This window comes from Bradyrhizobium sp. Rc2d, from assembly GCF_900099855.1.
Lineage (GTDB): Bacteria > Pseudomonadota > Alphaproteobacteria > Rhizobiales > Xanthobacteraceae > Bradyrhizobium.
Map to the genome: position 1 here is coordinate 19,074 of NZ_FNCU01000065.1, position 21,315 is coordinate 40,388.

21 protein-coding genes are annotated in these 21,315 nt (G+C 64.3%); 10 read left to right on the forward strand and 11 right to left on the reverse strand.

Annotated features, from left to right (window positions below):
- Positions 1 to 93 precede the first annotated feature (93 nt).
- Positions 94 to 801 carry a TetR/AcrR family transcriptional regulator gene (locus tag BLV07_RS41475; protein ID WP_091898078.1) on the reverse strand — a complete coding sequence of 236 codons (708 nt, stop codon included), beginning with the start codon at positions 799 to 801 and terminating at the stop codon, positions 94 to 96.
- 154 nt (positions 802 to 955) lie between these two features.
- Here BLV07_RS41475 and BLV07_RS41480 point away from each other — a divergent pair, with 154 nt between their 5' ends.
- Together BLV07_RS41480 and BLV07_RS41485 are read left to right on the forward strand one after the other, a co-directional pair.
- Positions 956 to 2,158 carry an ABC transporter substrate-binding protein gene (locus BLV07_RS41480; protein WP_091898080.1) on the forward strand — a complete coding sequence of 401 codons (1,203 nt, stop codon included), beginning with the start codon at positions 956 to 958 and terminating at the stop codon, positions 2,156 to 2,158.
- A gap of 9 nt (positions 2,159 to 2,167) precedes the next feature.
- Complete coding sequence (locus BLV07_RS41485; protein ID WP_091898082.1) at positions 2,168 to 3,211, forward strand: aromatic ring-hydroxylating dioxygenase subunit alpha; 1,044 nt, start codon at positions 2,168 to 2,170, stop codon at positions 3,209 to 3,211.
- Positions 3,212 to 3,381: 170 nt separating this feature from the next.
- On the opposite strand, the gene BLV07_RS41490 is transcribed toward BLV07_RS41485, so the two are convergent.
- The 3 genes from BLV07_RS41490 to BLV07_RS41500 form a co-directional block, all read right to left on the reverse strand.
- A complete protein-coding gene (locus BLV07_RS41490; protein WP_091898084.1) occupies positions 3,382 to 4,482 on the reverse strand; it encodes an alkene reductase in 1,101 nt (366 codons plus the stop codon).
- Between the two features lie 178 nt (positions 4,483 to 4,660).
- Positions 4,661 to 5,164 (reverse strand): DUF1993 domain-containing protein, encoded by a 504-nt coding sequence (locus tag BLV07_RS41495; protein ID WP_091898086.1) that lies wholly within the window; start codon positions 5,162 to 5,164, stop codon positions 4,661 to 4,663.
- Between the two features lie 327 nt (positions 5,165 to 5,491).
- Positions 5,492 to 6,790, reverse strand: coding sequence for a lytic murein transglycosylase (locus BLV07_RS41500; protein ID WP_091898088.1), 1,299 nt, complete (start codon positions 6,788 to 6,790; stop codon positions 5,492 to 5,494).
- A gap of 229 nt (positions 6,791 to 7,019) precedes the next feature.
- Here BLV07_RS41500 and htpX point away from each other — a divergent pair, with 229 nt between their 5' ends.
- Positions 7,020 to 7,976, forward strand: coding sequence for a zinc metalloprotease HtpX (gene htpX, locus BLV07_RS41505; RefSeq protein WP_091898116.1), 957 nt, complete (start codon positions 7,020 to 7,022; stop codon positions 7,974 to 7,976).
- A 137-nt stretch (positions 7,977 to 8,113) separates the two neighbouring features.
- Entirely contained in the window at positions 8,114 to 8,755 is a 642-nt protein-coding gene (locus BLV07_RS41510) for a tetratricopeptide repeat protein (RefSeq protein WP_091898090.1), read from the forward strand.
- Positions 8,756 to 8,994: 239 nt separating this feature from the next.
- Here BLV07_RS41510 and BLV07_RS41515 read toward each other — a convergent pair whose 3' ends face one another.
- Both BLV07_RS41515 and BLV07_RS41520 read right to left on the reverse strand, forming a co-directional pair.
- Entirely contained in the window at positions 8,995 to 9,351 is a 357-nt protein-coding gene (locus BLV07_RS41515) for a hypothetical protein (protein ID WP_091898092.1), read from the reverse strand.
- Between the two features lie 173 nt (positions 9,352 to 9,524).
- The gene (locus tag BLV07_RS41520) at positions 9,525 to 10,331 is read right to left on the reverse strand and encodes a hypothetical protein (protein ID WP_091898094.1); all 807 of its coding nucleotides are present in this window, start codon (positions 10,329 to 10,331) and stop codon (positions 9,525 to 9,527) included.
- 226 nt (positions 10,332 to 10,557) lie between these two features.
- On the opposite strand from BLV07_RS41520, the gene BLV07_RS48150 reads away from it, so the two are divergent.
- Positions 10,558 to 10,851, forward strand: coding sequence for an antibiotic biosynthesis monooxygenase (locus tag BLV07_RS48150; RefSeq protein WP_014497428.1), 294 nt, complete (start codon positions 10,558 to 10,560; stop codon positions 10,849 to 10,851).
- 171 nt (positions 10,852 to 11,022) lie between these two features.
- Here the strand turns inward: BLV07_RS48150 and BLV07_RS41530 are convergent, their stop codons facing one another.
- Positions 11,023 to 12,468 (reverse strand): helix-turn-helix domain-containing protein, encoded by a 1,446-nt coding sequence (locus tag BLV07_RS41530; RefSeq protein WP_091898095.1) that lies wholly within the window; start codon positions 12,466 to 12,468, stop codon positions 11,023 to 11,025.
- 240 nt (positions 12,469 to 12,708) lie between these two features.
- Here BLV07_RS41530 and BLV07_RS41535 point away from each other — a divergent pair, with 240 nt between their 5' ends.
- The 3 genes from BLV07_RS41535 to BLV07_RS41545 all read left to right on the forward strand — a co-directional run bounded on the left by BLV07_RS41535 (position 12,709) and on the right by BLV07_RS41545 (position 15,318).
- Positions 12,709 to 14,340: an isocitrate lyase gene (locus tag BLV07_RS41535; RefSeq protein ID WP_091898097.1), complete on the forward strand. Its 1,632-nt coding sequence runs from the start codon at positions 12,709 to 12,711 to the stop codon at positions 14,338 to 14,340.
- Positions 14,341 to 14,370: 30 nt separating this feature from the next.
- Positions 14,371 to 14,580: a DUF4170 domain-containing protein gene (locus tag BLV07_RS41540; RefSeq protein ID WP_091898099.1), complete on the forward strand. Its 210-nt coding sequence runs from the start codon at positions 14,371 to 14,373 to the stop codon at positions 14,578 to 14,580.
- 183 nt (positions 14,581 to 14,763) lie between these two features.
- Complete coding sequence (locus BLV07_RS41545) at positions 14,764 to 15,318, forward strand: hypothetical protein (protein WP_176946106.1); 555 nt, start codon at positions 14,764 to 14,766, stop codon at positions 15,316 to 15,318.
- A 106-nt stretch (positions 15,319 to 15,424) separates the two neighbouring features.
- Here BLV07_RS41545 and BLV07_RS41550 read toward each other — a convergent pair whose 3' ends face one another.
- Positions 15,425 to 16,309, reverse strand: a complete 885-nt coding sequence (locus BLV07_RS41550) for a metallophosphoesterase family protein (RefSeq protein ID WP_091898103.1) — start codon at positions 16,307 to 16,309, stop codon at positions 15,425 to 15,427.
- 95 nt (positions 16,310 to 16,404) lie between these two features.
- On the opposite strand from BLV07_RS41550, the gene BLV07_RS41555 reads away from it, so the two are divergent.
- Together BLV07_RS41555 and BLV07_RS41560 are read left to right on the forward strand one after the other, a co-directional pair.
- Positions 16,405 to 16,896 (forward strand): NUDIX domain-containing protein, encoded by a 492-nt coding sequence (locus BLV07_RS41555; protein ID WP_091898105.1) that lies wholly within the window; start codon positions 16,405 to 16,407, stop codon positions 16,894 to 16,896.
- A gap of 136 nt (positions 16,897 to 17,032) precedes the next feature.
- Entirely contained in the window at positions 17,033 to 17,548 is a 516-nt protein-coding gene (locus BLV07_RS41560) for a GNAT family N-acetyltransferase (protein ID WP_091898107.1), read from the forward strand.
- A gap of 189 nt (positions 17,549 to 17,737) precedes the next feature.
- Here BLV07_RS41560 and BLV07_RS41565 read toward each other — a convergent pair whose 3' ends face one another.
- From BLV07_RS41565 to BLV07_RS41580, 3 genes are all read right to left on the reverse strand, one after another.
- A complete protein-coding gene (locus tag BLV07_RS41565; RefSeq protein WP_091898109.1) occupies positions 17,738 to 20,107 on the reverse strand; it encodes a TonB-dependent receptor in 2,370 nt (789 codons plus the stop codon).
- Between the two features lie 143 nt (positions 20,108 to 20,250).
- On the reverse strand, positions 20,251 to 20,667 hold the full coding sequence (locus BLV07_RS41570; protein ID WP_176946107.1) for a DUF2946 family protein: 417 nt from the start codon (positions 20,665 to 20,667) through the stop codon (positions 20,251 to 20,253).
- 427 nt (positions 20,668 to 21,094) lie between these two features.
- A partial coding sequence (locus BLV07_RS41580; protein ID WP_143035679.1) for a transposase occupies positions 21,095 to 21,315 on the reverse strand: 221 nt, incomplete at its 5' end.

The following is a 21,315-nucleotide window of genomic DNA, read 5'->3' on the forward strand; positions in this document are numbered from 1 at the left end:
CTTGGCGTAGGCGGAAGCAATCCAGACTGTCGCCGCGGAAGGATTCTGGTTTGCTTCGCTGCTCTCGCTATGACGAGCCTGTGGCGCGCGCCTTCACTCCTTCCGTCTCACCAGATCCTCGATCATGGCCTGCACATGTGCAAGCCACGCGCTCCGCATCTCCTGATCGGCGAGGTCGGTCTGCATGTAGCTCGACAGCGTATAGAGGTTGGCGCGGTAGAAATAGGTCAGCGATAGGATCGACAGATAAAGGTGGAGGCGGTCACAGTCCGGCCTGAACTCACGCCGCTCGATGCCGCTCTGGAGCACGCGCTCCAGCATGCCCAGTTGGGTATTGGCGAAGCTGCGGCGGATGTTGTTCCTGACGTGACGACCCTTGAAGAGATTCTCCGTAGCGAGAATGCTCAATAGCTCCGGGTGGGCCCAATAGTAGTTCCAATTGAAGGCGACGAGTGCCGCCAGCGCCTGGCGCGGGCTGGAAAAGTCGAGATCGAGCGCCTCTTCCGACGCGACCAGATCGGCATAGCAATGCTCGATGACCTGATGAAAGAGCTTCTCCTTGCTCTTGAAGTAGTAATAGAGCATCCGGTCGTTGCTCTTGGCGGCCTTGCTGATGCGATCGACCCGCGCGCCGCCATAGCCTTCGCGGGCGAACTCGGCGACGGCCGCACGCAGAATGGCCTCGCGGGTCTGATCGGGCGCTCGCGTCCGTCGAACCGTTGAAGCTTTTTTCCGCTTGGCTGCCCGCTTGAGGCGCGGGCCGGCCAGTGTACGGGCTGGCAGCTCTGTATCGTTGGGCATCGCGTATCCCAGGGAATCACAACCAGCAGGATGGGGCTTGCCGTTTTTTTGGCAAGCCCGCCGATTTCTTCGCCATTGACAATCATTAGCTCTTGGTATTCGCTATGTAGTAAGTACTACATACATAAGCTGGTCCCAATGGCGGGAGGCTGATATGCGCATTTCGGCTGTTGCGAAGTTCATCGGACTTGTCCTGGCGGTGGCCTGCGGCGCAGGTCGGGCCGCAGAGCCGCCGCCGATCAGGATCGGAGAGATCTCAAGCTATTCGGCCCTCCCGCTGGGGACCCGCGGCTATCGCCAGGGCTGGGAGCTCGCGCGCGACCAGATCAACGGCAACGGCGGCGTGCTCGGCCGCAAGCTCGAGATCATCGCCCGTGACGACGCCGGCAAACCGGACGTCGCCATCACCGCAGCCGGTCAGCTCGTCGACGGTGAGCAGGTCGACCTCCTGACGGGCACGATCCTCTCCCATGTTGGCCTCGCCGTCGCCGATTTCGCCAAGCAGAAGCGGACATTCTTCCTCGCCTCACAGCCTCTGACTGACGCCCTCATCTGGGAGAAGGGCAATCGCTATACGTTCAGGCTGCGGCCGAGCACGTATACCCAGGCGTCCATCCTCGCAAAGGAGGCGGCCAAGTTCCCCGCGCGGCGCTGGGCGACGATTGCACCGAACTACGAGTTCGGTCAGGCGGCGGTGGCGAGCTTCAAGCGCGAACTGAAGCGATTGAAGCCCGACGTCGAATTCGTCTCCGAACAATGGCCGCCTCTCGGCAAGATCGACGCGGGCGCAGTGGTGCAGGCGATGATGGCGGAGAGCCCGGACGCCATCTTCAACGCGACATTCGGGGCCGACCTCGCCAAGTTCGTGCGCGAGGGGTCGACGCGCAAGGCGTTCGCAAACCGCGCTGTCGTCAGCATCCTCTCCGGGGAACCGGAATATCTCGCGCCGCTGAGGGACGAAGCGCCGCCCGGTTGGCTGGTCACCGGATATCCCTGGAGCGAGATCAAGACCCAGGCCCATGACGCGTTCCTGCAAGCCTATGTCGCTCGTTTCAAGGAGCCGCCCAACATCGGCGCACTCATCGGCTACACCAACACGCTGGTCCTCGCGAAGGCGATCGAGATGGCCGGCTCCACCAAGACCGATGATCTGATCAAGGCGATGGAGCATCTGAAGGTCGACACGCCGGTGGGGCCGATCGCCTTCCGTGCGATCGACCATCAATCCACCATGGGCGTCTATGTCGGCAGGCTCGCAGTACGGGACGGCCAGGGCGTGATGACCGACTGGCGCTATGTCGACGGCGCCGACTACCAGCCCGCCGACGCCGAGGTGATGGCCAAGCTCAAGAACTAGAGGTGCCGCATGAACCTGCTTGCTCCCCGCAACACCTGGTACCCGCTGACGTGGTCGCGCAACGTCACGCGCACGCTGTCGCGCCATCGCATTCTCGGCATGGATCTTGTCGTCTACCGCAGCGAAGCGGGTGGCGTCGTTGCGCTCGACGACGCTTGTCCGCATCGGTTGGCGCCGCTATCGATGGGCAAGCTCAAGGGTGATGCAATCGAGTGCGGCTATCACGGCATGACTTTCGGGTCCGACGGGCGCTGTGTCCGGATTCCGGGTCAGCCGATGATCCCGCCGAATGCACGGGTGTCGTCCTATCCGCTCAGGGAGAAGATGGGACTGGTCTGGATCTGGCCCGGCGATCCCGCGCTCGCCAACCCGTCGCGGATTTATGATCTGCCGCAATACGGTCAGAACGACTGGCATGCGGCGGAAGGAGACGCTCTTCGAATCGAAACCAACTATCTCAACCTCGCCGACAATCTCTGCGATCCCGCGCATGTCAGCTTCGTCCACCTGTCGACGCTCGGCAATTCGGCCAGCGAAGACATTCCGGTCGAGCACACTTTTTCCGAGGACGGCGTGCTGGTGTGGCGGTGGATCAGGAACGCGCCGCCGATACCGCTTTTCGCCAAGTACGGCAATTTCGCCGGCAATGTCGATCGCTGGCACTATTACGACTATATCGCGCCCTGTATCGCGGTGATCGATTTCGGCAGCGCGGACGCCGGCAAGATCGTCGATGCCACGGACCGAGGCCGGGGATTGCGCATCTTCGCATGCCACTTCATCACGCCGGTCGACGATCACATCTGCATCGATCACTGGCTCCATGTGCGAAATTTTGCGCTTGACGATGCCGATGTCGATCAGCGCCTGCACGCCGATTTCCGTATCGCCTTTAACGAGGACAAGGAGATTCTGGAGCGCATCGAGGAGGTCGTACAGGCGCGCCCCAATGCCAAGACCATCCGCCTCGCCATCGATGCCGCCCCGCAGCGCATGCGTCGCATCGTGGAACGCATGGTCGCTGCAGACGCCGAGACACGCGCATTGGCGTGAGGCCTATCGGCAGGTACAGGCCGGGAGCAGTCCCGGCCTTCTTTGTTGGTGAGCGCACCCTGCAACCGCGCCGTCATTGCGAGCGTAGCGAAGCAATCCAGAGTCTTTCAACGGAGCCAGTCTGGATTGCTTCGTCGTAAGAGCTCCTCGCAATGACGGAAGAAGCAGCCTTATTCCGCCGGCTCGGCCGCCAGCGTCGGGTAATCCGTGTACCCCTTGGCGCTGCCGCCGTAGAAGGTGGCCTTGTCCCAATCGTTCAGGCCCGCGCCCTGCTTCAGCCGCTCGACCAGGTCGGGGTTGGAGATGAAGGGCTTGCCGAAGGCGATCAGGTCGGCCGCGTTCGCGTCCAGCACCTTGGTGGCGAGATCGAAATCGTAGCCGTTGTTGGCGACATAGGTGCCGGCAAAGCGTTTGCGCAAGGACGCATAGTCAAACGGCGCGATGTCGCGCGGACCGCCGGTGGCGCCCTCGACGACGTGGAGATAGACCAGCTTGAGCGCGCTGAGACCATCGACGATGTGATCGAACAAGGCTTGTGGGTTGGAGTCGGAGAGGTCGTTGGCCGGCGTCACCGGCGAGATGCGGATGCCGGTGCGATCGGCGCCGGCTTCAGTGGCAACCGCCTTGGAGACCTCGAGCATCAGCCGCGCGCGGTTCTCGATCGAGCCGCCATAGGCATCGGTGCGCTTGTTGGCGCCGTCCCGGGCGAACTGGTCGAGCAGATAGCCGTTGGCGCCGTGGATCTCGACGCCGTCGAAGCCGGCCTCGAGCGCATTCTTCGTCGCGCGCTTGAAGTCGTCGATGATCCCAGGAATTTCGGAGAGCTCGAGCGCCCGCGGCTCGGAGACGTCGGCGAAGGTGCCGTTCACAAAAGTCTTGCCCTTGGCGCGGATCGCGCTCGGCGCCACCGGGGCTGCGCCATTCGCCTGGAGATCGACATGTGAGATGCGGCCGACATGCCAGAGCTGGATGAAGATCTTGCCGCCGCGTTCGTGCACGCGGTCGGTGACCTTGCGCCAGCCGGCGACCTGGTCCTTGGAATAGATGCCGGGTGTGTCCTGGTAGCCCTGACCTTGCTGCGAGACCTGGCTCGCTTCGGTAATCAGAAGCCCGGCGGAAGCGCGCTGGCTGTAATAATCGGCGGCGAGCGGGCTGGGCACGAACGTGCCTGATACGGCACGGTTGCGCGTCAGCGGCGCCATCACCAGGCGGTTGGCCAGCGTGATCGGGCCGAGCTTGTAGGTCTCAAACAATTTGGTCGGACGGCTCATGGGGAATGCTTCCAGGCAATGAGAGGTCACGAACACTTGTGCATCGCGACATCAGGCGCAAGGGCGCAGCCATACTCAAACTGCAGGCGAGCTACGCGGCAAGGCCGCGTAGCATGATTCATGTGCAATTTCGGCCGCGACAGGGGAATTCCGCTACGCGGCCGTGCGATTTGGCAAATCAGTTCGCGCCGAGGAAATCGCGCTTGCCGATCTCGACCCCGTTGTGGCGCAGGATGCCGTGGGCGGTCGTGGCGTGGAAATAGAAGTTCGGCAGCGAGAACGCGCTCAGGAATTGCTGGCCCTTCATGGTGATGGATTTGTCCGGACCGGCCGGGAAGGTGACGTCCTTGACGTCGGCACCTTCGAACTGCTCGGGCTTGAACGATTTCACGTAGTCGATGGTCTTGGCCAGGCGCTGCTTCAATTCCGCAAAGCTCGTCTCGGTGTCAGGCGTCGCGGGCACCTCGCTATGGGTCAGCCGCGCACAGCCCTTGGCGGCGAAATCGCTGACGAGCTGGACCTGCTTCGACAGCGGCAGCATGTCCGGAAAGAGGCGTGATCCGAGCAGGACGCCGGGGTCGATCTTTTTGGCCGCGCAATGCGCCTCCGCCTTGGTGAGCAGGCCGGTGAGGCTGTTCAGCATTTGCAAATAGGCGGGGACGACGGCGTCGTAGAAGGACATGTGATGCTCGCTGTGATGGTGGGAAACCTCAGGAGAAAACCTGAGCCACTCACATGGGAGCGTCATGGAAAAATACAATCGCGGAAGCGGCTTGTGCGATGCGAAAATTCTATCGCGCTGTCATCGCCCGGCTTGCCGTCTTCGCTGAACCTTCGCCGGCCCAATACCGAATGCCCGGCGAAGCCTTTGGCGGAGCCGGGACCGGGCGATCCAGTACGCCGAGACGGCTGTGGCTGAACCGATGGGCCGCGGCGTACTGGATGCCCCGCCGGAGCCTATCATCGGGCTCGCCGAAGGCGAGACCCGGTGGCGGGGCATGACAGACCGCTATCGCAACACACCCGCCGGCTGCGCCTGCGCCGTGCCGCCGCGCATGCGTGCCAAGAGCTCCGCGGTCGGCCAGGAATCGGCCGGCAGGCCGTATTTGATCTGCATCGCCTTCACCGCGGCGCGGCTCTGCTGGCCCAGCACGCCGTCGACCTTGCCGACATTGAAGCCGGCACGCACCAGCAATTGCTGCAATTCCTTGAGCTCGTTGAACGGCAGCTGCGCCACCGGCGTCGTTGGCTTGCGCATTGGCGCGGCACCGGCAATGCGCGAGGCGAGATAGCCCGCGGTAGTCGAATAGATCAGCGAGTTATTCCACTCGGTGTAGGCCGCGAAATTCGCATAGGCCATGAAGGCCGGCCCAAAGCGTCCCATCGGCAGCAGCACGGACCCCGCGAGATTGTCGTTCGGCAGCGGCCGGCCGTCGGGATAGGTCACCCCGAGCTGGGCCCATGTCGAGCGTGGCTCTCGCACCGTGAGATCGGTCTTATCCCACGGCAGGTTTTGCGGCACCTTGATCTCTTCCAACCACGGCTCGCCGCGCCGCCATTTCAATCCATTGGCGATGTAATTCGCGGTCGAGCCGATCACGTCGGGTCCCGAGCGCAACAGGTCGCGCCGCCCGTCGCCGTCATAATCGACCGCATAGTTGACGTAATGCACGGGCAGGAATTGCGTCTGCCCGAGCTCGCCGGCCCAGGAGCCGATCATCTCGTCGGGATGCAGATCGCCGCGGTCGATGATCTTCAGTGCGGCGATGGTCTCGTTCACGAACATCTCGGAGCGGCGACAGTCATAGGCGAGCGACACCAGCGATTTCAGCGTCGGCAAATTGCCCATGTTGGCGCCGAAGTCGCTCTCCAGCCCCCAGAAGGCGGCGATCACGGCCGGCGGCACGCCATATTCCTTCTCGGCGCGCGCGAATGCGGCCGCGTATTGCTTGATGTGCTGCTGTCCGTTCTGCATGCGATAGGGCGCGGCCATGCGGCCGGCAAATTCGGTGAAGAGCTGACCGAACACGCGCTGGCCGCGGTCGCGGTTGACGATGCCCTGGTCGTAGACGAGATACGGCGAGGCCTCCGCGATCGTGCGCTGCGACACGCCGGCGGCCACCGCCTGTTGCTTCACGTCGGCCAGGAAGCGATCGAAGCTCGCGCCATTGTGGCACGATGCCGCGCGCGGCGAGGAAGCGGGTTTCGGAGCTGCGGGCTTGACGGGCGTTGGCGCGAACTGGGCGGAGGCAGCAAAGGAGCACGCGACGAGAGCAATGGTCGCGATCGCACATCGGGTCAGGAGCATGAGGTTTCCGGAGGGGAGGAGGAATCTGCCGCAGTCTAAAGGAATGAAAGCGGCCGAGCCATTCCCTTCGTCATTCCGGGCCCATTGGGTGACCCCGAATGACCTCTTCCCACAATAGCCGCGGCCCCGCGACGCACCTTGAAACCTTGCACCCGGGCCGGGGTCATCCCTACCTCAGGCTTGCCGGCCTGCAATGCCTCCAGCGGCGCGGCCGCGCCAGGAGACGGCCATGAACTATCTTCGTACCGCAATGCTGCTCGCAGGCCTTACTGCCCTGTTCATGGGCGTGGGCTATCTGATCGGCGGTGCCTCGGGCGCCATGATCGCGCTCGTCATCGCCGCCGCGACCAATCTCTTCACCTACTGGAACTCCGACCGCATGGTGCTCTCGATGTACGGCGCCCACGAGGTCGATCGTGCCAGCGCGCCGGAGCTGGTCGGTCTCGTCGCCGAGCTTGCCGGCCGCGCCGGCTTGCCGATGCCGCGCGTGTTCCTGATGGACGAGCCGCAGCCCAACGCGTTCGCGACCGGACGCAACCCAGAGAACGCCGCGGTTGCCGTCACCACCGGCCTGATGAACCAGCTCAGCCGCGAGGAGCTCGCCGGCGTGATCGCGCATGAGCTCGCGCATATCAAGCATCACGACACGCTTCTGATGACGATCACGGCGACCATCGCCGGCGCGATCTCCATGCTGGCGCAGTTCGGCATGTTCTTCGGCGGCAATCGCGACAACAACAATGGTCTGGGCATCGTCGGCTCGATCCTGATGATGATCCTCGCACCGCTCGCCGCCATGCTGGTGCAGATGGCGATCAGCCGCACGCGCGAATATGCCGCCGACAATCTCGGCGCGCGCATTGCGGGACAGCCGATGTGGCTGGCGTCCGCGCTGGTGAAGATCGAGGGCGCCGCGCATCAGGTGCCGAACTTGGAAGCGGAGCGAAACCCAGCGACCGCGCACATGTTCATCATCAATCCGCTGTCGGGCCACGGCGTCGACAATCTGTTCGCCACCCATCCCTCGACCCAGAACCGCATCGCCGCGCTTCAACAGCTCGCGGCCGAGCTCGGCGCGCAGGCACCGTCGGTCGGCGCCAACGAGAACTATCCGCCGCGAAGCCCGTGGGGCCGCTCCTCTTCGCGAGGTCCTTCACGCGGTCCTTCACGTGGTCCTTGGGGCTGACGCGGAACCGGCTGGAATTTGCGCCAGGCTTTGTGACCTGGCGCACACAAATTCCCCGGCGCCGGTGCTAACACCGCGGCGAGACCATTTCTTCGAAAGGGGATGCGTGGCCGGACCTCAGCCGGCCAGCGTCGAAGATGACCAGAGCTGCCGTACCATTGCTGATCGTCCTTTGCGTGCTCATTGGGCTGTCCACGCACATGGTCGTCAATTGCGGCGACGAGGACGATCCCGACATCTGCTCGGCCGTGATCGGCTTCTCGCCGCTGCGCGGCTCGCTGATCGCCTTCGCCTATGAAGGGCGTGGGCGGATCGCACTGCGCCACGGCGACTTCAGGCGGGCGATCGCCGATTTCGACGAGGCCATCCACCTCAATCCCAACCGCGCCTCGCTCTATCGCGACCGGGCGCTGGCGCGCCGGCAGAACGGCGACCTCGAGCTTGCCATCGCGGATTATGACGAGGCGATCGCGCATGATCCCAAGCTCGCCGCGCCCTATCACCAGCGCGGTCTCGCGCTCGCCGCCAAGGGCGATCTCGACCGCGCCATCCTGAGCTACAGCACCGCGGTCCGCCTCGATCCCTCGGATGCGCAGGCCCGCCTCGACCGGGGCTTCGCATTCCTCGCTCATGGCCAGACCGACGACGCACGTGCCGATTTCGAAGCCACGCTGGCACTGCCGCCCGGCAAGGACGCCCGCACCCGCGAAGCCGCGCGCGCCAAGCTCGCCGAGCTTTCGAATGTCGAGCCGACCCGGCTCGCCGCGCCGAGAAGGTGAGATTGTCGTGAGACTTCGCTGCCTTCCCTCTCCCCTTGCGGGAGAGGGTGGCTCGCCGCGATAGCGGCGAGACGGGTGAGGGGTATCTCTCCGCGCGCGAATCTCTTGCGGCTGAACTTGCGGAAACAACCCCGCATCCGGCGCCATAGCCGATGCGAAGCATCGGCGTTCTCAAGAACGGCGGCCGAAGGCCGCCTATGCCACCTTCTCCCGCAAGGGAGAAGGGAGAAGCGCCGCGACTACTTCGCCTTCTTCGCTTTCGCCTTCTTCGCCTTGGCAGCCTTTTTCGCCGGCTTCTCTTCCTTCGCCTTCTTCTCCACCTTGGCCGCGACCGGCGTGCTGGCGGCGAGGCGCATGGCGCGGGCGTAGCTGTCGGCGACGTTGTCGGCGGACATCTGCAGGCGCTTGGCGGCGGCGGTGGCCTGCTCCAGGGTGGCCTTGGCCATCATCTTGAAGCGATCGCTGGTCTCCTTGCCCTTGGCCTTGGCCGCAAGGCCGTTGAAGCGATCCCGCCGCTCCTTGGCGCGGGTCATCAGGCCCGTATGCAGCTGTCTGGCCAGTTGCCGGATCACGACATCCAGGTCGGCGTCCGCCATGTTGTTCTATCCCCTTCGAAAACGGTATCGATGCGGGCGGGACTATGCAGATCGGGCCCCGCCTTGGCAATTGCCGCGGAGGCGTCATCCGCAGCTTCCGGCTGGCAAAACAAAAAAGCCGCGCATTTCGCGCGGCTCTGATGTGGGCTGGCGCAGGACGCGCGACGTCTGCCTCACTTCAGCGAGGCGACCGGACCGCTCGAGGCTGCCGGGTCGGGATCGAAACCGAATACGCCGACCAGGTATTTGTAATAGTCCGGCATCTTCTCCTTGAGCGTCTCGCGCGACTTCGGATCGTGGAATTCGCTCTTTCCGGAGAGGAAGATGCTCGCGGTCACGGCAAAGAACTCCATGGGATTCTTCATCGCATAGGATTCCTTGGGCAGCAGGTCCTTGGACTTGGCCAGGGCATAGTAGGCGATCACGCCCTTGTTGGCGTAGCCGTCCGGCAACAGCCGCGCGTGATAGGCGTGCAGAAGCTCGTGCAGCAGCACGGCCTCCTTCTCGTAGCGCATCATGTCGGGCCGCAGCATGATCACGCCGAGGCCCGAATCGACCGCGAGATCGATGGCATTGGGATTGGTCCAGCGCTGCTTGCCGGGGTCCCAGACCGTCAGCGTCCGGGGAGCGCTGCGCTGGATGTCCGGCGTGACCCGGCCGTAGCACGCGGTCGCGGCACCTTCGTCGAGGCAGGCCAGCTCGCTCGCGACGATCGGAACGGTGTGGAAGAAGCGCAGCACGCGCGGCGACAGGCCGACGCCTTCGACGACGTCGATCTGGCTCTTCAGATTGTCGGTGAGCTTGTCGACATCTTTGCGGTCGCGATTCTCGGACAAGTCGAACATGTAGCCGCGGTAGCTCTGGAAGCCCGGCGGCAGCGGCTGCGCTGCGTCAGTGGACGCATCGAGCGATCCGGCAATGGATGGATTGGCGAAGAGCGCGCCGACGATGGTTGCGGTCAGCAGCAACGCAATGCGCATGATGAACCCCCTGATCTCACTTCGCCGGCAGGATAGGCCACCGTTGTTTGCGAAAAGTGAGTGGGGCAAGACTAAGGCACCGATGTTGAGGCGTGCTTAATCCTTGGTTGCAGATCGCGGAGGCGGATTAGGGCGGGGTTAACCAAGCGTGGATTGGCGGCGCGCTTCGGCGTAACATCCGCTTCGGGCACCAGGCCCTCACATCAGTAGCCGGAAGGAGGATGCCATGTATGCCGCCATCCGTCAGGCCAAGGCGAAAAGCGGGAGTGCGGAAGAGCTGGCGCGCCGCATCAAGGACGGCGCCGTTCCGATCATCAGCGACGTCGACGGTTTCCGCGCCTATTACGTCGTCTATGCCGGCGACGACACGGTGACCGCGATCTCGATCTTCGACAAGTTCGAGCAGGCGGAGGAGGCGAACCGGCGCGCGATCGCCTGGATCGAGAAGGATCTGGGGCCGCTGCTGGCGGGACATGCGAGTGCGGCGGCCGGGCCGGTGATCGTGCACACGCTGGCGTAGCGGTTTAGGCCGCCGCCACACATTCAACTGTCATCGCCCGGCTTGACCGGGCGATCCAGTACGCCGTGACGGCTGTGATTGAGCCGATGGGCCGCGGCGTACTGGATGCCCCGCTTTCGCGGAGCATGACGGCAGAGTGAGTGGCGCGTGTCTGCCCTTAAGCGCGCAACCTCATAGCTCCCTTGCATTCGAGAACGCGAAGCTCGACACCCGCCGCGTCGTCTCGTCCAGGATCAGCGTGCGCGTGATCGGCGGCTCGGCGCGCTGGGCGCAGTTTTCGCGCTCGCAGAGGCGGCAGTTGACGCCGATCGGCGTGCCCTCGGTCTTCTCCAGGTCGATGCCTGCGGCGTAGGTCAGGCGCGCGGCGTAGCGAATTTCGCAGCCGAGGCCGATGGCGAAGCGCGGTTGCGGCAGCGGATGCGGCGCGACCGGGCGGCGCACCATCTGCGCGATCGAGAAATAGCGCGTGCCGTCGGGAAGCTCGATCACCTGCTTGAGCAGGCGGTCCGGTGTATCGAAGGTCGAGTGCACGTTCCACAAGGGGCAGGTGCCGCCGAATTTCGAAAACGGAAACGTGCCGGAGGAGAAGCGCTTCGAGACGTTGCCGGCATTGTCGACACGGAGCAGGAAGAACGGAATGCCGCGCGCGTTCGGTCGCTGCAGGGTGGTGAGGCGATGGCAGACCTGCTCGAAGCCGGAATTGAATCGCTGCGCCAGCACGTGGATGTCGTAATTGAGCGCCTCGGCCGCGGCCAGGAATGCCGGGTAGGGCATCATGACAGCGGCTGCAAAGTAATTGCCGAGCGTGATGCGGAACAGCCGCCGCGGCGCGTCGTCGAGCGGCCCGGATCGACCGATGATGGTCTCCAGATGCTGCGCGCATTCACCGAGGCCGAGCTGGAAGGCGAGCTGGAACGCGCGGCCGGGCGGGTCGACCAGTTCGGAGATCAGGAGCTGGCGGCGGTGGCGGTCGAACCGCCGCAGCGTCTCGCGCATCACGTCGACGGGCATGATGCGGGTCTGGATCGAATGTTTTTCACGCAAGCGTGCGGCCAGCGCCGCGTAGAGCCCTTCGGCCGGCACGTTCAACTCGTCGCGAAGATTTTCCGCGGCCTGCTCCAGTTCCGGGAAATAGTTGCGGTTGGCCTCGATCAGCTCGCGCACGCGCTCGACCGGATTGGCTTCATAACGCGTGCCGACGTCACGGTCGGCCATTTGCGCGGCCGCCAGCGTCTCGCCCTGGCGCGCCTCGGTATAGGCGGCATAGAGCCGTTGCAGTGCATGGGTCACGCCCGGGCAGAGCTCGGCGAGGTCGCGCAGCTCCTGCTTGGGAACATCTATCTGGCGGAACAAGGGATCGGAGAAGATCTCGTTGAGCTCGGCGAAGAAGCGGTCCTCGTCGGCGGTGGCGAGGTCGCGCAGGTCGAGGTCATAGGTCTCGGCCAGCCGCAGCAGGATCTGCGCCGTCACCGGGCGCTGGTTGCGCTCGATCAGGTTGACGTAGCTCGGCGAGATCCCGAGCCCCTCGGCGATCTGGGTCTGCGACAGCCCCAATTGCTGCCGGATCCGCCGGAAGCGCGGACCGACGAAGAGTTTCTTGCCTGAATCGGCGGCCATTTCTCAAGTCTCCTCTCAGGTCCTCGTGCGCATTAAGGACAGCGTCACTGACCTATTAATTTACAGGATTTACAAAATAACATCTATTACACGTTCAGATGTTACATGACATCACCAATAAGAAACAAGGCATCTGTACGAAGTTTCCGTTTTCGCGTTTAGCTCCTGAGACGCATTTCGCAATGCACTGTCAAAAATGTCGATGGCAAAACGGCCATCGTCAGCGAAAAGGATCAGGCCATGAATTATCAACCCCGCGGCATCAGCCCCCTTGTGCGCCCGGCGTCGTATCAGAGCGAGGTCGAGGCGGCTCAGACGCTTCTTAAGACCCAGCCGACCTGGAACGGGGTGACGGCCGAGGCCGTCGCCCGCATGCGCCTGCAGAACCGCTTCAAGACCGGCCTCGACGTCGCCCGCTACACCGCGGCGCTGATGCGCGCCGACATGGCCGCCTATGACGGCGACCCCACCAAGTACACCCAGTCGCTGGGCTGCTGGCACGGCTTCATCGCCCAGCAGAAGCTGATCTCGGTCAAGAAGCACTTTGGCAAGACCGATCGCACCTACCTGTATCTCTCGGGCTGGATGATCGCCGCGCTGCGCTCCGAATTCGGCCCGCTGCCCGACCAGTCGATGCACGAGAAGACCTCGGTGCCCGCGCTGATCGAGGAGCTCTACACCTTCCTGCGTCAGGCCGACTCGCGCGAGCTCAACGACATCTTCCGCGCGCTCGACAAGGCGCGCAAGGAAGGCGACAAGACTAGGGAGAAGGAGCTGATCGAGAAGATCGACAACTTCCAGACCCACGTCGTGCCCGTCATCGCCGACATCGATGCCGGCTTCGGCAATGCGGAGGCGACCTATCTGCTCGCCAAGAAGATGATCGAGGCGGGCGCCTGCGCGCTCCAGATCGAGAACCAGGTCTCAGACGAAAAGCAGTGCGGCCACCAGGACGGCAAGGTCACCGTGCCGCATGACGTTTTCCTCGCGAAGATCCGGGCCTGCCGCCACGCCTTCCTCGAGCTCGGCGTCGAAGACGGCGTCGTCGTGACCCGCACCGACTCGCTCGGCGCCGGCCTGACGCAGCAGATCGCCGTCAGCCACAAGCCCGGCGACATCGGCGACCAGTACAACAGCTTCCTCGATTGCGAGGAAGTGACGGCGGAGAACGCCAAGAATGGCGACGTGATCATCAACCGCAACGGCAAGATGATGCGTCCGAAGCGGCTGCCCTCCAACCTCTACCAGTTCCGCCCCGGCACCGGCGAAGACCGCTGCGTGCTGGACTGCATCACCTCGCTCCAGAACGGTGCCGACCTGCTCTGGATCGAGACCGAGAAGCCGCATATCGAGCAGATCGCCAAGATGGTCGACCGCATCCGCAAGGTCGTTCCGAATGCGAAGCTGGCCTACAACAACTCGCCGTCGTTCAACTGGACCCTCAACTTCCGTTGGCAGGTCTACGACGCGATGAAGGAAGCCGGCAAGGACGTCAGCCAGTACAACCGTGCCGAGCTGATGAAGGCGGAGTATGACGACACGCCGCTGGCGAAGGAAGCCGACGACCGCATCCGCACCTTCCAGGCGGATTCGGCCAAGCGTGCCGGCATCTTCCACCATCTGATCACGTTGCCGACCTATCACACGGCGGCGCTCTCGACCGACAATCTCGCACGCGAGTATTTCGGCGAGCAGGGCATGCTCGGCTACGTCAAGAACGTGCAGCGCGCCGAGATCCGTCAGGGCATCGCCTGCGTGAAGCATCAGAACATGGCCGGCTCCGACATCGGCGACGACCACAAGGAGTACTTCGCCGGCGAGGCTGCCCTGAAGGCGGGCGGCGCCCACAACACCATGAACCAGTTCGGCTAACGCATCACGCTATTGGACAGGAGACTGACAATGACCAAAGGCAGCAATTTCTGGGTGATCGGCGGCGAGTTCGGTTCGATGAACTTCCACAAGCTCGTGGAAGGCTCGGCCCAGGTCAAAGGTCCGTTCAAGACCCGCAAGGAAGCCGAGGACTGCTGGCGCGAGGTGTCGGAGGAGAGCCGCCACAAGGCCGGCGTCCGCTTCTCCATCGTGGAAGAGCCGTCGCGGGTCCCGGCCTGACGCACTGAACTAAGAAGACGTCCAAGGACGGATGGTCCCATCCAGGCCCTGCCTGGGTGGGATCGTCTGTTTTTGGCACGGGTGAAACGTCTGTGGGTGCCGTAAGTATCTGGAATTGTGGGCCCTTTGCGGGCGCTGTGGTTGCTGATAGGTTAACCATGGTGTTTGAGGACGAGGCCGACAATGTCAGAGCCCGAAACCAGCGGAATCCATGCCAGCCAGCCGCGCCCGGTGCGGCTGCGCGATGCGCTGTTGCGCGCCCGGATCGAGGCCGCCGACCGGACCGGCGTGGTCGTCGATCTCAGGGACGCCGAGGTGGCCCGGCTCGAAATCCTCAACGACGCGCTCGATCCCCTGTTCGCGCAGGTGCCAGAGCAGATCGACCTGTTCGACCGCGGCATCAGCCAGGGCGATACGCCCAGGCTCTGGATCGACGTCGTCGCCCATATCATGATGGGGCGTGACAAGCGGATGTACCGCTTCGTCCAGGACACCCGCTTCGGCCGCATCGTGCTCGCCGAATCGCACGACACCGCTGTTATCGTCGATGCCGTCACCGACTATGTCGCGCGGCGCATGATCGAGCGCGAGCATGCGATGGTGGTCCCGCCCGAACCGCAAGCACCGGCCACCGAGCCGCCGCGCCGCTCGCGCCTGTGGCCGTTCGTGTTTGGCTTCATCCTCGGCGCCGCCGCCTTGTTCGGCGTCGCCGTGCTGGCGGCGCTGCGGAGCTGGTGAGGCTCTCTCCATCGTCATTGCGAGGAGCCCTTGCGACGAAGCAATCCAGGAATCTTTCCGCGGCGGGAATTCTGGATTGCTTCGCTGCGCTCGCAATGACGGTGAACTAGATCAACCGCGCATGCTTGATCTGCTCGATCTGGAATCCAGCCCCCAGGCTCCGCACCGTATGCTCGCAGCGCCAGCCGGCATTGTCCTTCTCGATCGTGAACAGATTATACGCCGCCGCCGGGTAGCGTCCGTGCGCGAGCGCGGAGGCGGATGGCACGCCGAGCGCGGGAATGTTGCCGTTCGGGCCCTCGAACCACATCGTCGAATGAATGTGGTCGTGGCCGTGCAGGATCAGCTCGACGCCGTGGCGCTTCAACAGGGCCAGCAACTCGGCCGCGTCCGTCATCCGCTTCTGGCGCGCGACGGATTTCAGCGGATGATGCACCAGCAGCACGCGGAAGACGTCTTCCGCGGCGAGCCGGTCGAGAACCTGTTCGAGCGACGCGAGCTGATCGCGCCCGAGCGTGCCCGTCGCCATCAGCGGCAGGGTCGGCACCGCCGTCGACAGGCTGATCAGCGCCAGCGGCCCACGCCGACGGACGGCTGGGAAAGCCACGGTATCGATCGTGTCCGCGGCGATGTAGTGCAGGAACGTCTCGCCGAAGCGATGACGTGTCGCGCTGACATAGGCGTCGTGATTGCCGGGAATCGCGGTGACGCGGTCGGGCGGGCCGACGCTTTCGAGCCAGGCCAGGGCCGGCGCGAATTCGGCTTCCAGCGCCAGGTTGACGAGATCGCCCGTCACCGCGATGTGGTCGGGCGCCTGCGCCTTCATGTCGGCAACCAGCGCGTCAAGCACCTCGCGGCGCTGGTATTTGTGCCGGTTGCGCGTCCAGTTGACGTAGCCGAGCGCGCGCTTGCCGGCGAGCTCGATCAGCCGCGGCTTCGGCAGTGGCGGCAGATGCGGATCGGACAGATGGGCGAGCGTAAAGGGGGCCATGGCGCGCGATTGCCTCGCTATTGCTCCGCTGTAATGGCAAGGTCGCAGCCGGCGCGCAAGCAGGGCCTCAAAAAGGGGGTGTCAAGGAAAGCCTGATGGGAGAACGTCTGAACACCATTCGACGAAAATTCGAGCCGCTGCTGCGGCGCCTCTTCCATGTCTATTTCCTGCTGGTCCGCGGTATGACGCTCGGCGTCCGCGCCGTGGTGCTGGATGCGGAGAACCGGGTGTTCCTGGTCAGGCACAGCTACGTCAGCGGCTGGTATCTGCCCGGCGGCGGCGTCGATTTCGGCGAGACCATGGCGCACGCGCTGCGGCGCGAGCTGAAGGAGGAGGGCGACATCGATCTGATCGGAGATGCCGTGCTGCACGGCATCTTCCTCAACAGCCACGTCTCGCGCCGCGACCACGTCGCGGTCTACGTGGTCAGGCAGTTCAGCCAGGACCGCCTGCCGGCGCCCAACCACGAGATCGTCGAATGCGGGTTCTTCGCGATCACGGCGCTGCCCGAGGGGACCACGCCCGGCACACGGCTGCGGATCGCGGAAGTGCTGGGCGGCACGCCCCTGATTGCGACGTGGCGCTGAGGGCGGGCTGTGCTGGTCGTTCAACGGATTCAGACCGGCGAGTCAGAATACCTCTCCCGCCGGCGCTGAAAAGGAACTGAGCATCTTTGCTGCCCGATGGACCGCGCTGCGTTCAGGTGCTATCCCGCGAACTGACATGACCGATCTCTCACTCACCATCCTTCCCGAGGCCGCCGGCGACGCCCAGGCGATCGAACGGCTGCACGAGCGCACCTTTGGTCCCGGCCGCTTCGTGCTCAGCGCCTACCGGATTCGCGAGCACGTCGACCATCTGCTCGAATTGTCCTTCACCGCGCGCATCGGCACGCTGCTGGTCGGCTCGGTCAGGCAATTGCCGATCCTGATCGGCGACACGCCGGCGTTGCTGCTGGGGCCGCTCACCGTCGAGCCGCCGTTCCGCGACCGCGGCATCGGCCGTCTGTTGATGGAGCGCGCGCTCAAGGATGCCAAGGAAAAAGGCCACGCCATCGTGCTCCTGGTCGGCGACGAGCCCTATTACAGCCGGGTCGGCTTCAAGCCGGTCCCCAAGGGCCGCGTCACCATGCCGGGCCCGGTCGACGCCGCCCGTATCCTGGTGTTCGAGCTCGTCGACGGCGCTTTCGAGGGCGTGTCGGGGGTAGTCGGTCCCGACTGGAGCAAGGCGCGGGGGTAGAGGCTACGCGCGGTGTTGCCTCGTGCACCGTCATTGCGAGCCACCGGGTCCGCGCAAAGCGCGGCCCGATGACAGGCTCCGCGAAGCAATCCAGAATCTTTCCGCAAAGGCAGCCTGGATTGCTTCGTCGCAAGGGCTCCTCGCAATGACAATGTATGTCGGGGCCCGTAGGCCCCGACTGGTTCGAAACTAGAACTTGAAGTTCGCGAATGCCCTGACGCCGATGCCGGGCATGAGCACCTCGTCCTTGGTGTAGGACACCGAGTTGCGGATGTTCTCGTTGAGGAGATTGTTGCCGACGAGGCCGGCCATCATCTCGCGTGCGCCGAACCAATTGCGGTCGAGCTTGGTCTTGTAGCTGATCTCGGCCTTCAGCAGATTGTAGCCCGCCGTCGGCGTCTCCGCGATCACGGCGACGTTGTTCTGTGCAAAGGCATGCAGCAGGTTGACGCGCATCAGCCAGTTGTCGTCACGCCAGAACACGCCGCCGCCCATTCGCACCGGCGGAATCCGCGGCACGTTGGTGCCGTCGGTGAAGGTGGCGCGAACGACGTCGAGCTGGTTCTCAATGCCCCAGATCCCGCCCTGGAATGCGCCGAGGTCGATCTGCGACTGGAACTCGCCGCCGCGGAAGTTCGCGTTGCGCTGCGAATAGACGGCTTGGTTCAGCTCGGCGTCGGGCGCACCGCATGAGGCGAAATCGCCGTCGCACATCACGCCGGTGAGGCGGCGGAAGATGAAATTGTCGAAATGGGTGTAGTAGACGGTCGCTTCGAAGCGGAGCGGTCCCGTCGCCTTGCGCACGCCGACCTCGACGGACTTGGCGGTCTCGATGGTGAGGTTCGGATTGCCGATATCGAAGGTCGCGGTCGCATCGTGGCCGCCGCGCGAGAACAGCTCGGCCGGCTTCGGTGCGCGCTCGACATATTGCGCGGTGATGCTGCCGACCATGCCGCCCGGCAGATCCTGCAACAGGCCGATGCTGCCGCTCTTGGGCGTGAAGGACGGATTGCGGACGATGCTCGTTTGAGGACTGCCGTCGGGCAGGAAATCCGCCGGGAAATCCGGCGTCGAGCCGTGCAGCTCGACATGCTCGATGCGGCCGGCGATCTGCGCTCTCGTTTGTTCACTGAACTTGAACTCGTTGAAGACGTAGCCGGCAACGCGGTAGTTGCGGTTCGGGTCCCACAATCCATTGAACAGCGCGCCGGGATCGTCCGGACTCGGCGCAGTCAACTCCTGATGGCCTGCTTGAAAGCCGAACGCAGTCGTCACCTCGGCAAAGCGTGCATTGAACGGCATCAGCTGCGTTTCAACACGAATCTCCTCCTCCCGATTGGTGAAGGTCTGCCGGACACCATCGGTTGTCGGATCGGCGGGATCGGCGAGACCCAACTCGTTGTGACGGTAATTGGTGGCGCCCGCCCAGAAACGGATCGCATCGATCGCGGCGCCATCCGGGCGATATTCGCCCTTGACGTTGATCTTGGTCTGATGCGCATCGATCCGGGTCCGGTGATCGGCGCCATCGATGCCGGGGATATGATAGAGCGAATCGTTCTGCGTGATCGACGCGCCGATGAAGCCGCCCGTGAAAATGTAGGACCCGCCGATCGACGCGCCATCCGACCGCGTTGCCGAGTTCGGCTGGCGATTGCCGACTGGCCGTGTTTGGTCGAACAAGTACGGATAGCTCGGAATGTAATAGTCCGACGTCGTGCGGCCATAGGCATCGGCATGGAACGCGAAATTGCCGCCGCCGGTGTCGAGCAGCACGCCGCTCTCGACGCCGCGATCGACCGAGCTGAACGCGGTGCGCGTCTCGGCGGTGACGCAAGGCGAGGTCGCGGCGCTCGCGAGCGGCGCCTTGGTCGGCAGGCCGTAGGTCTGGAACGACGGCGCGCAGCTCGGCATCGCATCCGGAATCCGGTTGTTGGTGGCGCTGACGACGCCGCCGATCGAGGTCGAGCCATAGCGCAGCGCCGCCGGCCCGCGCACCACTTCGACCTGGTTGGTCGCGAGCGGGTCGATCGGGACGAAATGATCCTCGCCGAGATCGGAGGCGCCACCGCCATTGGTGCCGTTCTCGATGATGCCGACGCGGTTGACGTCGAGGCCGCGGATGATCGGCCGGCTGGAGGCGCCGGGCGCGAAGCTGGAACCGGTGATGCCGGGCTTGGAGAACAGGAGATCGCCGAGCTGACCGCCGCCCTCGCGGCGGATCTCTTCGTTCGGCACCACCGTGACGGTGGCGAACTGGTTGGTCACAACAGGCAGCACGCCCTGCTGAGGCGCGGCGGGAACGGGGGCTGCCGGCGTGGTTTCCGCCGTTTGTTGGCGGCTGCGCACACGTGCGGTCCGCGTGCCGCGACCTGCGTTGCGGGACGGCACCACCGCTCGGCGCACGATCGGGCTCGGCGCCGTCACGGTGACGGCCGGGATCTCGGTGGCCGATTTGTCTTGCGCAGGCTCTTGGCCGAAGGCGGGCGTGGCGGCGGCACTGAGCAGGAGCAGGCTTGCTCCGCCAAGACGCTGCGCGCGTCGCAATTGAAATGACATGGTCCTGATTCCAGTCAGGCCGTCCGCGTGATCATCTGCTGATCGGAGGTGGCCTGCCGTCGCGGTGCGACGGAATTCGACTTCAACTTCTCCCAGGCATTCGCCGCCATGCGGCGAGGCTGGGCGTGATTAAGAGTTGGAGGTCAGGAGGCGGGAGGGGCGCGGGGCTGGAACGCCGTGCCGGCCGATTTCAGATGGATGAATTCGGCATCTAGGGTGCGGTGGAGCAGCTCGATCGCCTGCGGCAGCAGCAGCACCGGCGGCGTCGCGAAAACGATTGTGCCCGCCAGCGCGACGACGGCGCAGATCGCGCAATTGTCGTCGCCGGGATGCTCGCGGTCAGGACGGGCGGGCGATTGCTTCTGGACTGCGGCGCGGTCGATGGCAGCAACGCCCTTGACCTTGTCCTTGGCGCTGTCCGTCTGCTGGAGCGAGGATTGGGCGAGGGGCGCGGCCTGCGCGAACCAGTGGCTGTGGCCGAACGTCAGTGCGAACTGCACCAGCATCGCGAACAGCGCGAGCCGGGCACCGTGCCTCACATTTGACCGAAACCATTTCATCCGAAAGCGCCCCACACCGCGCGAGCAATCCCCTGCCATCGCGGCGTTACAATGTAACATCGCCCGATCGGTCAGTGGATGTCAACGGTGGGCGGATCGGCGCGCGCAGACCGCCGACCCGATGTGTCGTTCCGGCAACTAGAGTGGATTGAGATTAGGCCTGATGCAGCAACGAAGAAGCTGCGCTCCCTCTCCCGCTTGCGGGAGAGGGTTGGGGAGAGGGTGTCTCCGAAAGGCGAGAACCTCTGTTTGGAGAGAACCCTCACCCGGCGCTTCGCGCCGACCTCTCCCGCAAGCGAGAGCTTTGCGCAATCGGTCGCGCAGGAGTGAGGCGCGATTTCAAGGATTTTTTTGCGGCCTCGGGCGGGGCGCGAACGGTGGATCGGGCCGTTTTCGCGGCTGAATCGATGGCCGTGGGCGATGGCGGTCACGCCATCCCCCTTGTCGGACGCAGCACCGCCCATCGTTTGAGGTTCATGGCGAGGCAAAGCAGACGCAGATGCGTCTGGTTGCGCGCCAAGCCCAGATAGCGAGCGCGCGCCCAGCCATAGACGACCTTGAGGCGCGCGAAGACCTGCTCGACCGGCGCGCGGCGCCGCCCCACAGCGTCGTTGAAGCGCTTCTGCCGGTCGGTCAGCGGATGATGTT

Bases quoted from the DNA above. Each gene is read 5' to 3' on its own strand.
- BLV07_RS41515 (WP_091898092.1), bottom strand. From the start codon at position 9,351: ATGGCGGACGCCGACCTGGATGTCGTGATCCGGCAACTGGCCAGACAG.
- BLV07_RS41530 (WP_091898095.1), bottom strand. From the start codon at position 12,468: ATGGCCGCCGATTCAGGCAAGAAACTCTTCGTCGGTCCGCGCTTCCGG.
- BLV07_RS41485 (WP_091898082.1), top strand. From the start codon at position 2,168: ATGAACCTGCTTGCTCCCCGCAACACCTGGTACCCGCTGACGTGGTCG.
- BLV07_RS41540 (WP_091898099.1), top strand. From the start codon at position 14,371: ATGACCAAAGGCAGCAATTTCTGGGTGATCGGCGGCGAGTTCGGTTCG.
- BLV07_RS41565 (WP_091898109.1), bottom strand. From the start codon at position 20,107: ATGTCATTTCAATTGCGACGCGCGCAGCGTCTTGGCGGAGCAAGCCTG.
- BLV07_RS41500 (WP_091898088.1), bottom strand. From the start codon at position 6,790: ATGCTCCTGACCCGATGTGCGATCGCGACCATTGCTCTCGTCGCGTGC.
- BLV07_RS41550 (WP_091898103.1), bottom strand. From the start codon at position 16,309: ATGGCCCCCTTTACGCTCGCCCATCTGTCCGATCCGCATCTGCCGCCA.
- BLV07_RS41510 (WP_091898090.1), top strand. From the start codon at position 8,114: ATGACCAGAGCTGCCGTACCATTGCTGATCGTCCTTTGCGTGCTCATT.
- htpX (WP_091898116.1), top strand. From the start codon at position 7,020: ATGAACTATCTTCGTACCGCAATGCTGCTCGCAGGCCTTACTGCCCTG.
- BLV07_RS41560 (WP_091898107.1), top strand. From the start codon at position 17,033: ATGACCGATCTCTCACTCACCATCCTTCCCGAGGCCGCCGGCGACGCC.
- BLV07_RS41480 (WP_091898080.1), top strand. From the start codon at position 956: ATGCGCATTTCGGCTGTTGCGAAGTTCATCGGACTTGTCCTGGCGGTG.
- BLV07_RS41570 (WP_176946107.1), bottom strand. From the start codon at position 20,667: ATGAAATGGTTTCGGTCAAATGTGAGGCACGGTGCCCGGCTCGCGCTG.
- BLV07_RS41545 (WP_176946106.1), top strand. From the start codon at position 14,764: ATGTCAGAGCCCGAAACCAGCGGAATCCATGCCAGCCAGCCGCGCCCG.
- BLV07_RS41495 (WP_091898086.1), bottom strand. From the start codon at position 5,164: ATGTCCTTCTACGACGCCGTCGTCCCCGCCTATTTGCAAATGCTGAAC.
- BLV07_RS41475 (WP_091898078.1), bottom strand. From the start codon at position 801: ATGCCCAACGATACAGAGCTGCCAGCCCGTACACTGGCCGGCCCGCGC.
- BLV07_RS48150 (WP_014497428.1), top strand. From the start codon at position 10,558: ATGTATGCCGCCATCCGTCAGGCCAAGGCGAAAAGCGGGAGTGCGGAA.
- BLV07_RS41490 (WP_091898084.1), bottom strand. From the start codon at position 4,482: ATGAGCCGTCCGACCAAATTGTTTGAGACCTACAAGCTCGGCCCGATC.
- BLV07_RS41555 (WP_091898105.1), top strand. From the start codon at position 16,405: ATGGGAGAACGTCTGAACACCATTCGACGAAAATTCGAGCCGCTGCTG.
- BLV07_RS41535 (WP_091898097.1), top strand. From the start codon at position 12,709: ATGAATTATCAACCCCGCGGCATCAGCCCCCTTGTGCGCCCGGCGTCG.
- BLV07_RS41520 (WP_091898094.1), bottom strand. From the start codon at position 10,331: ATGCGCATTGCGTTGCTGCTGACCGCAACCATCGTCGGCGCGCTCTTC.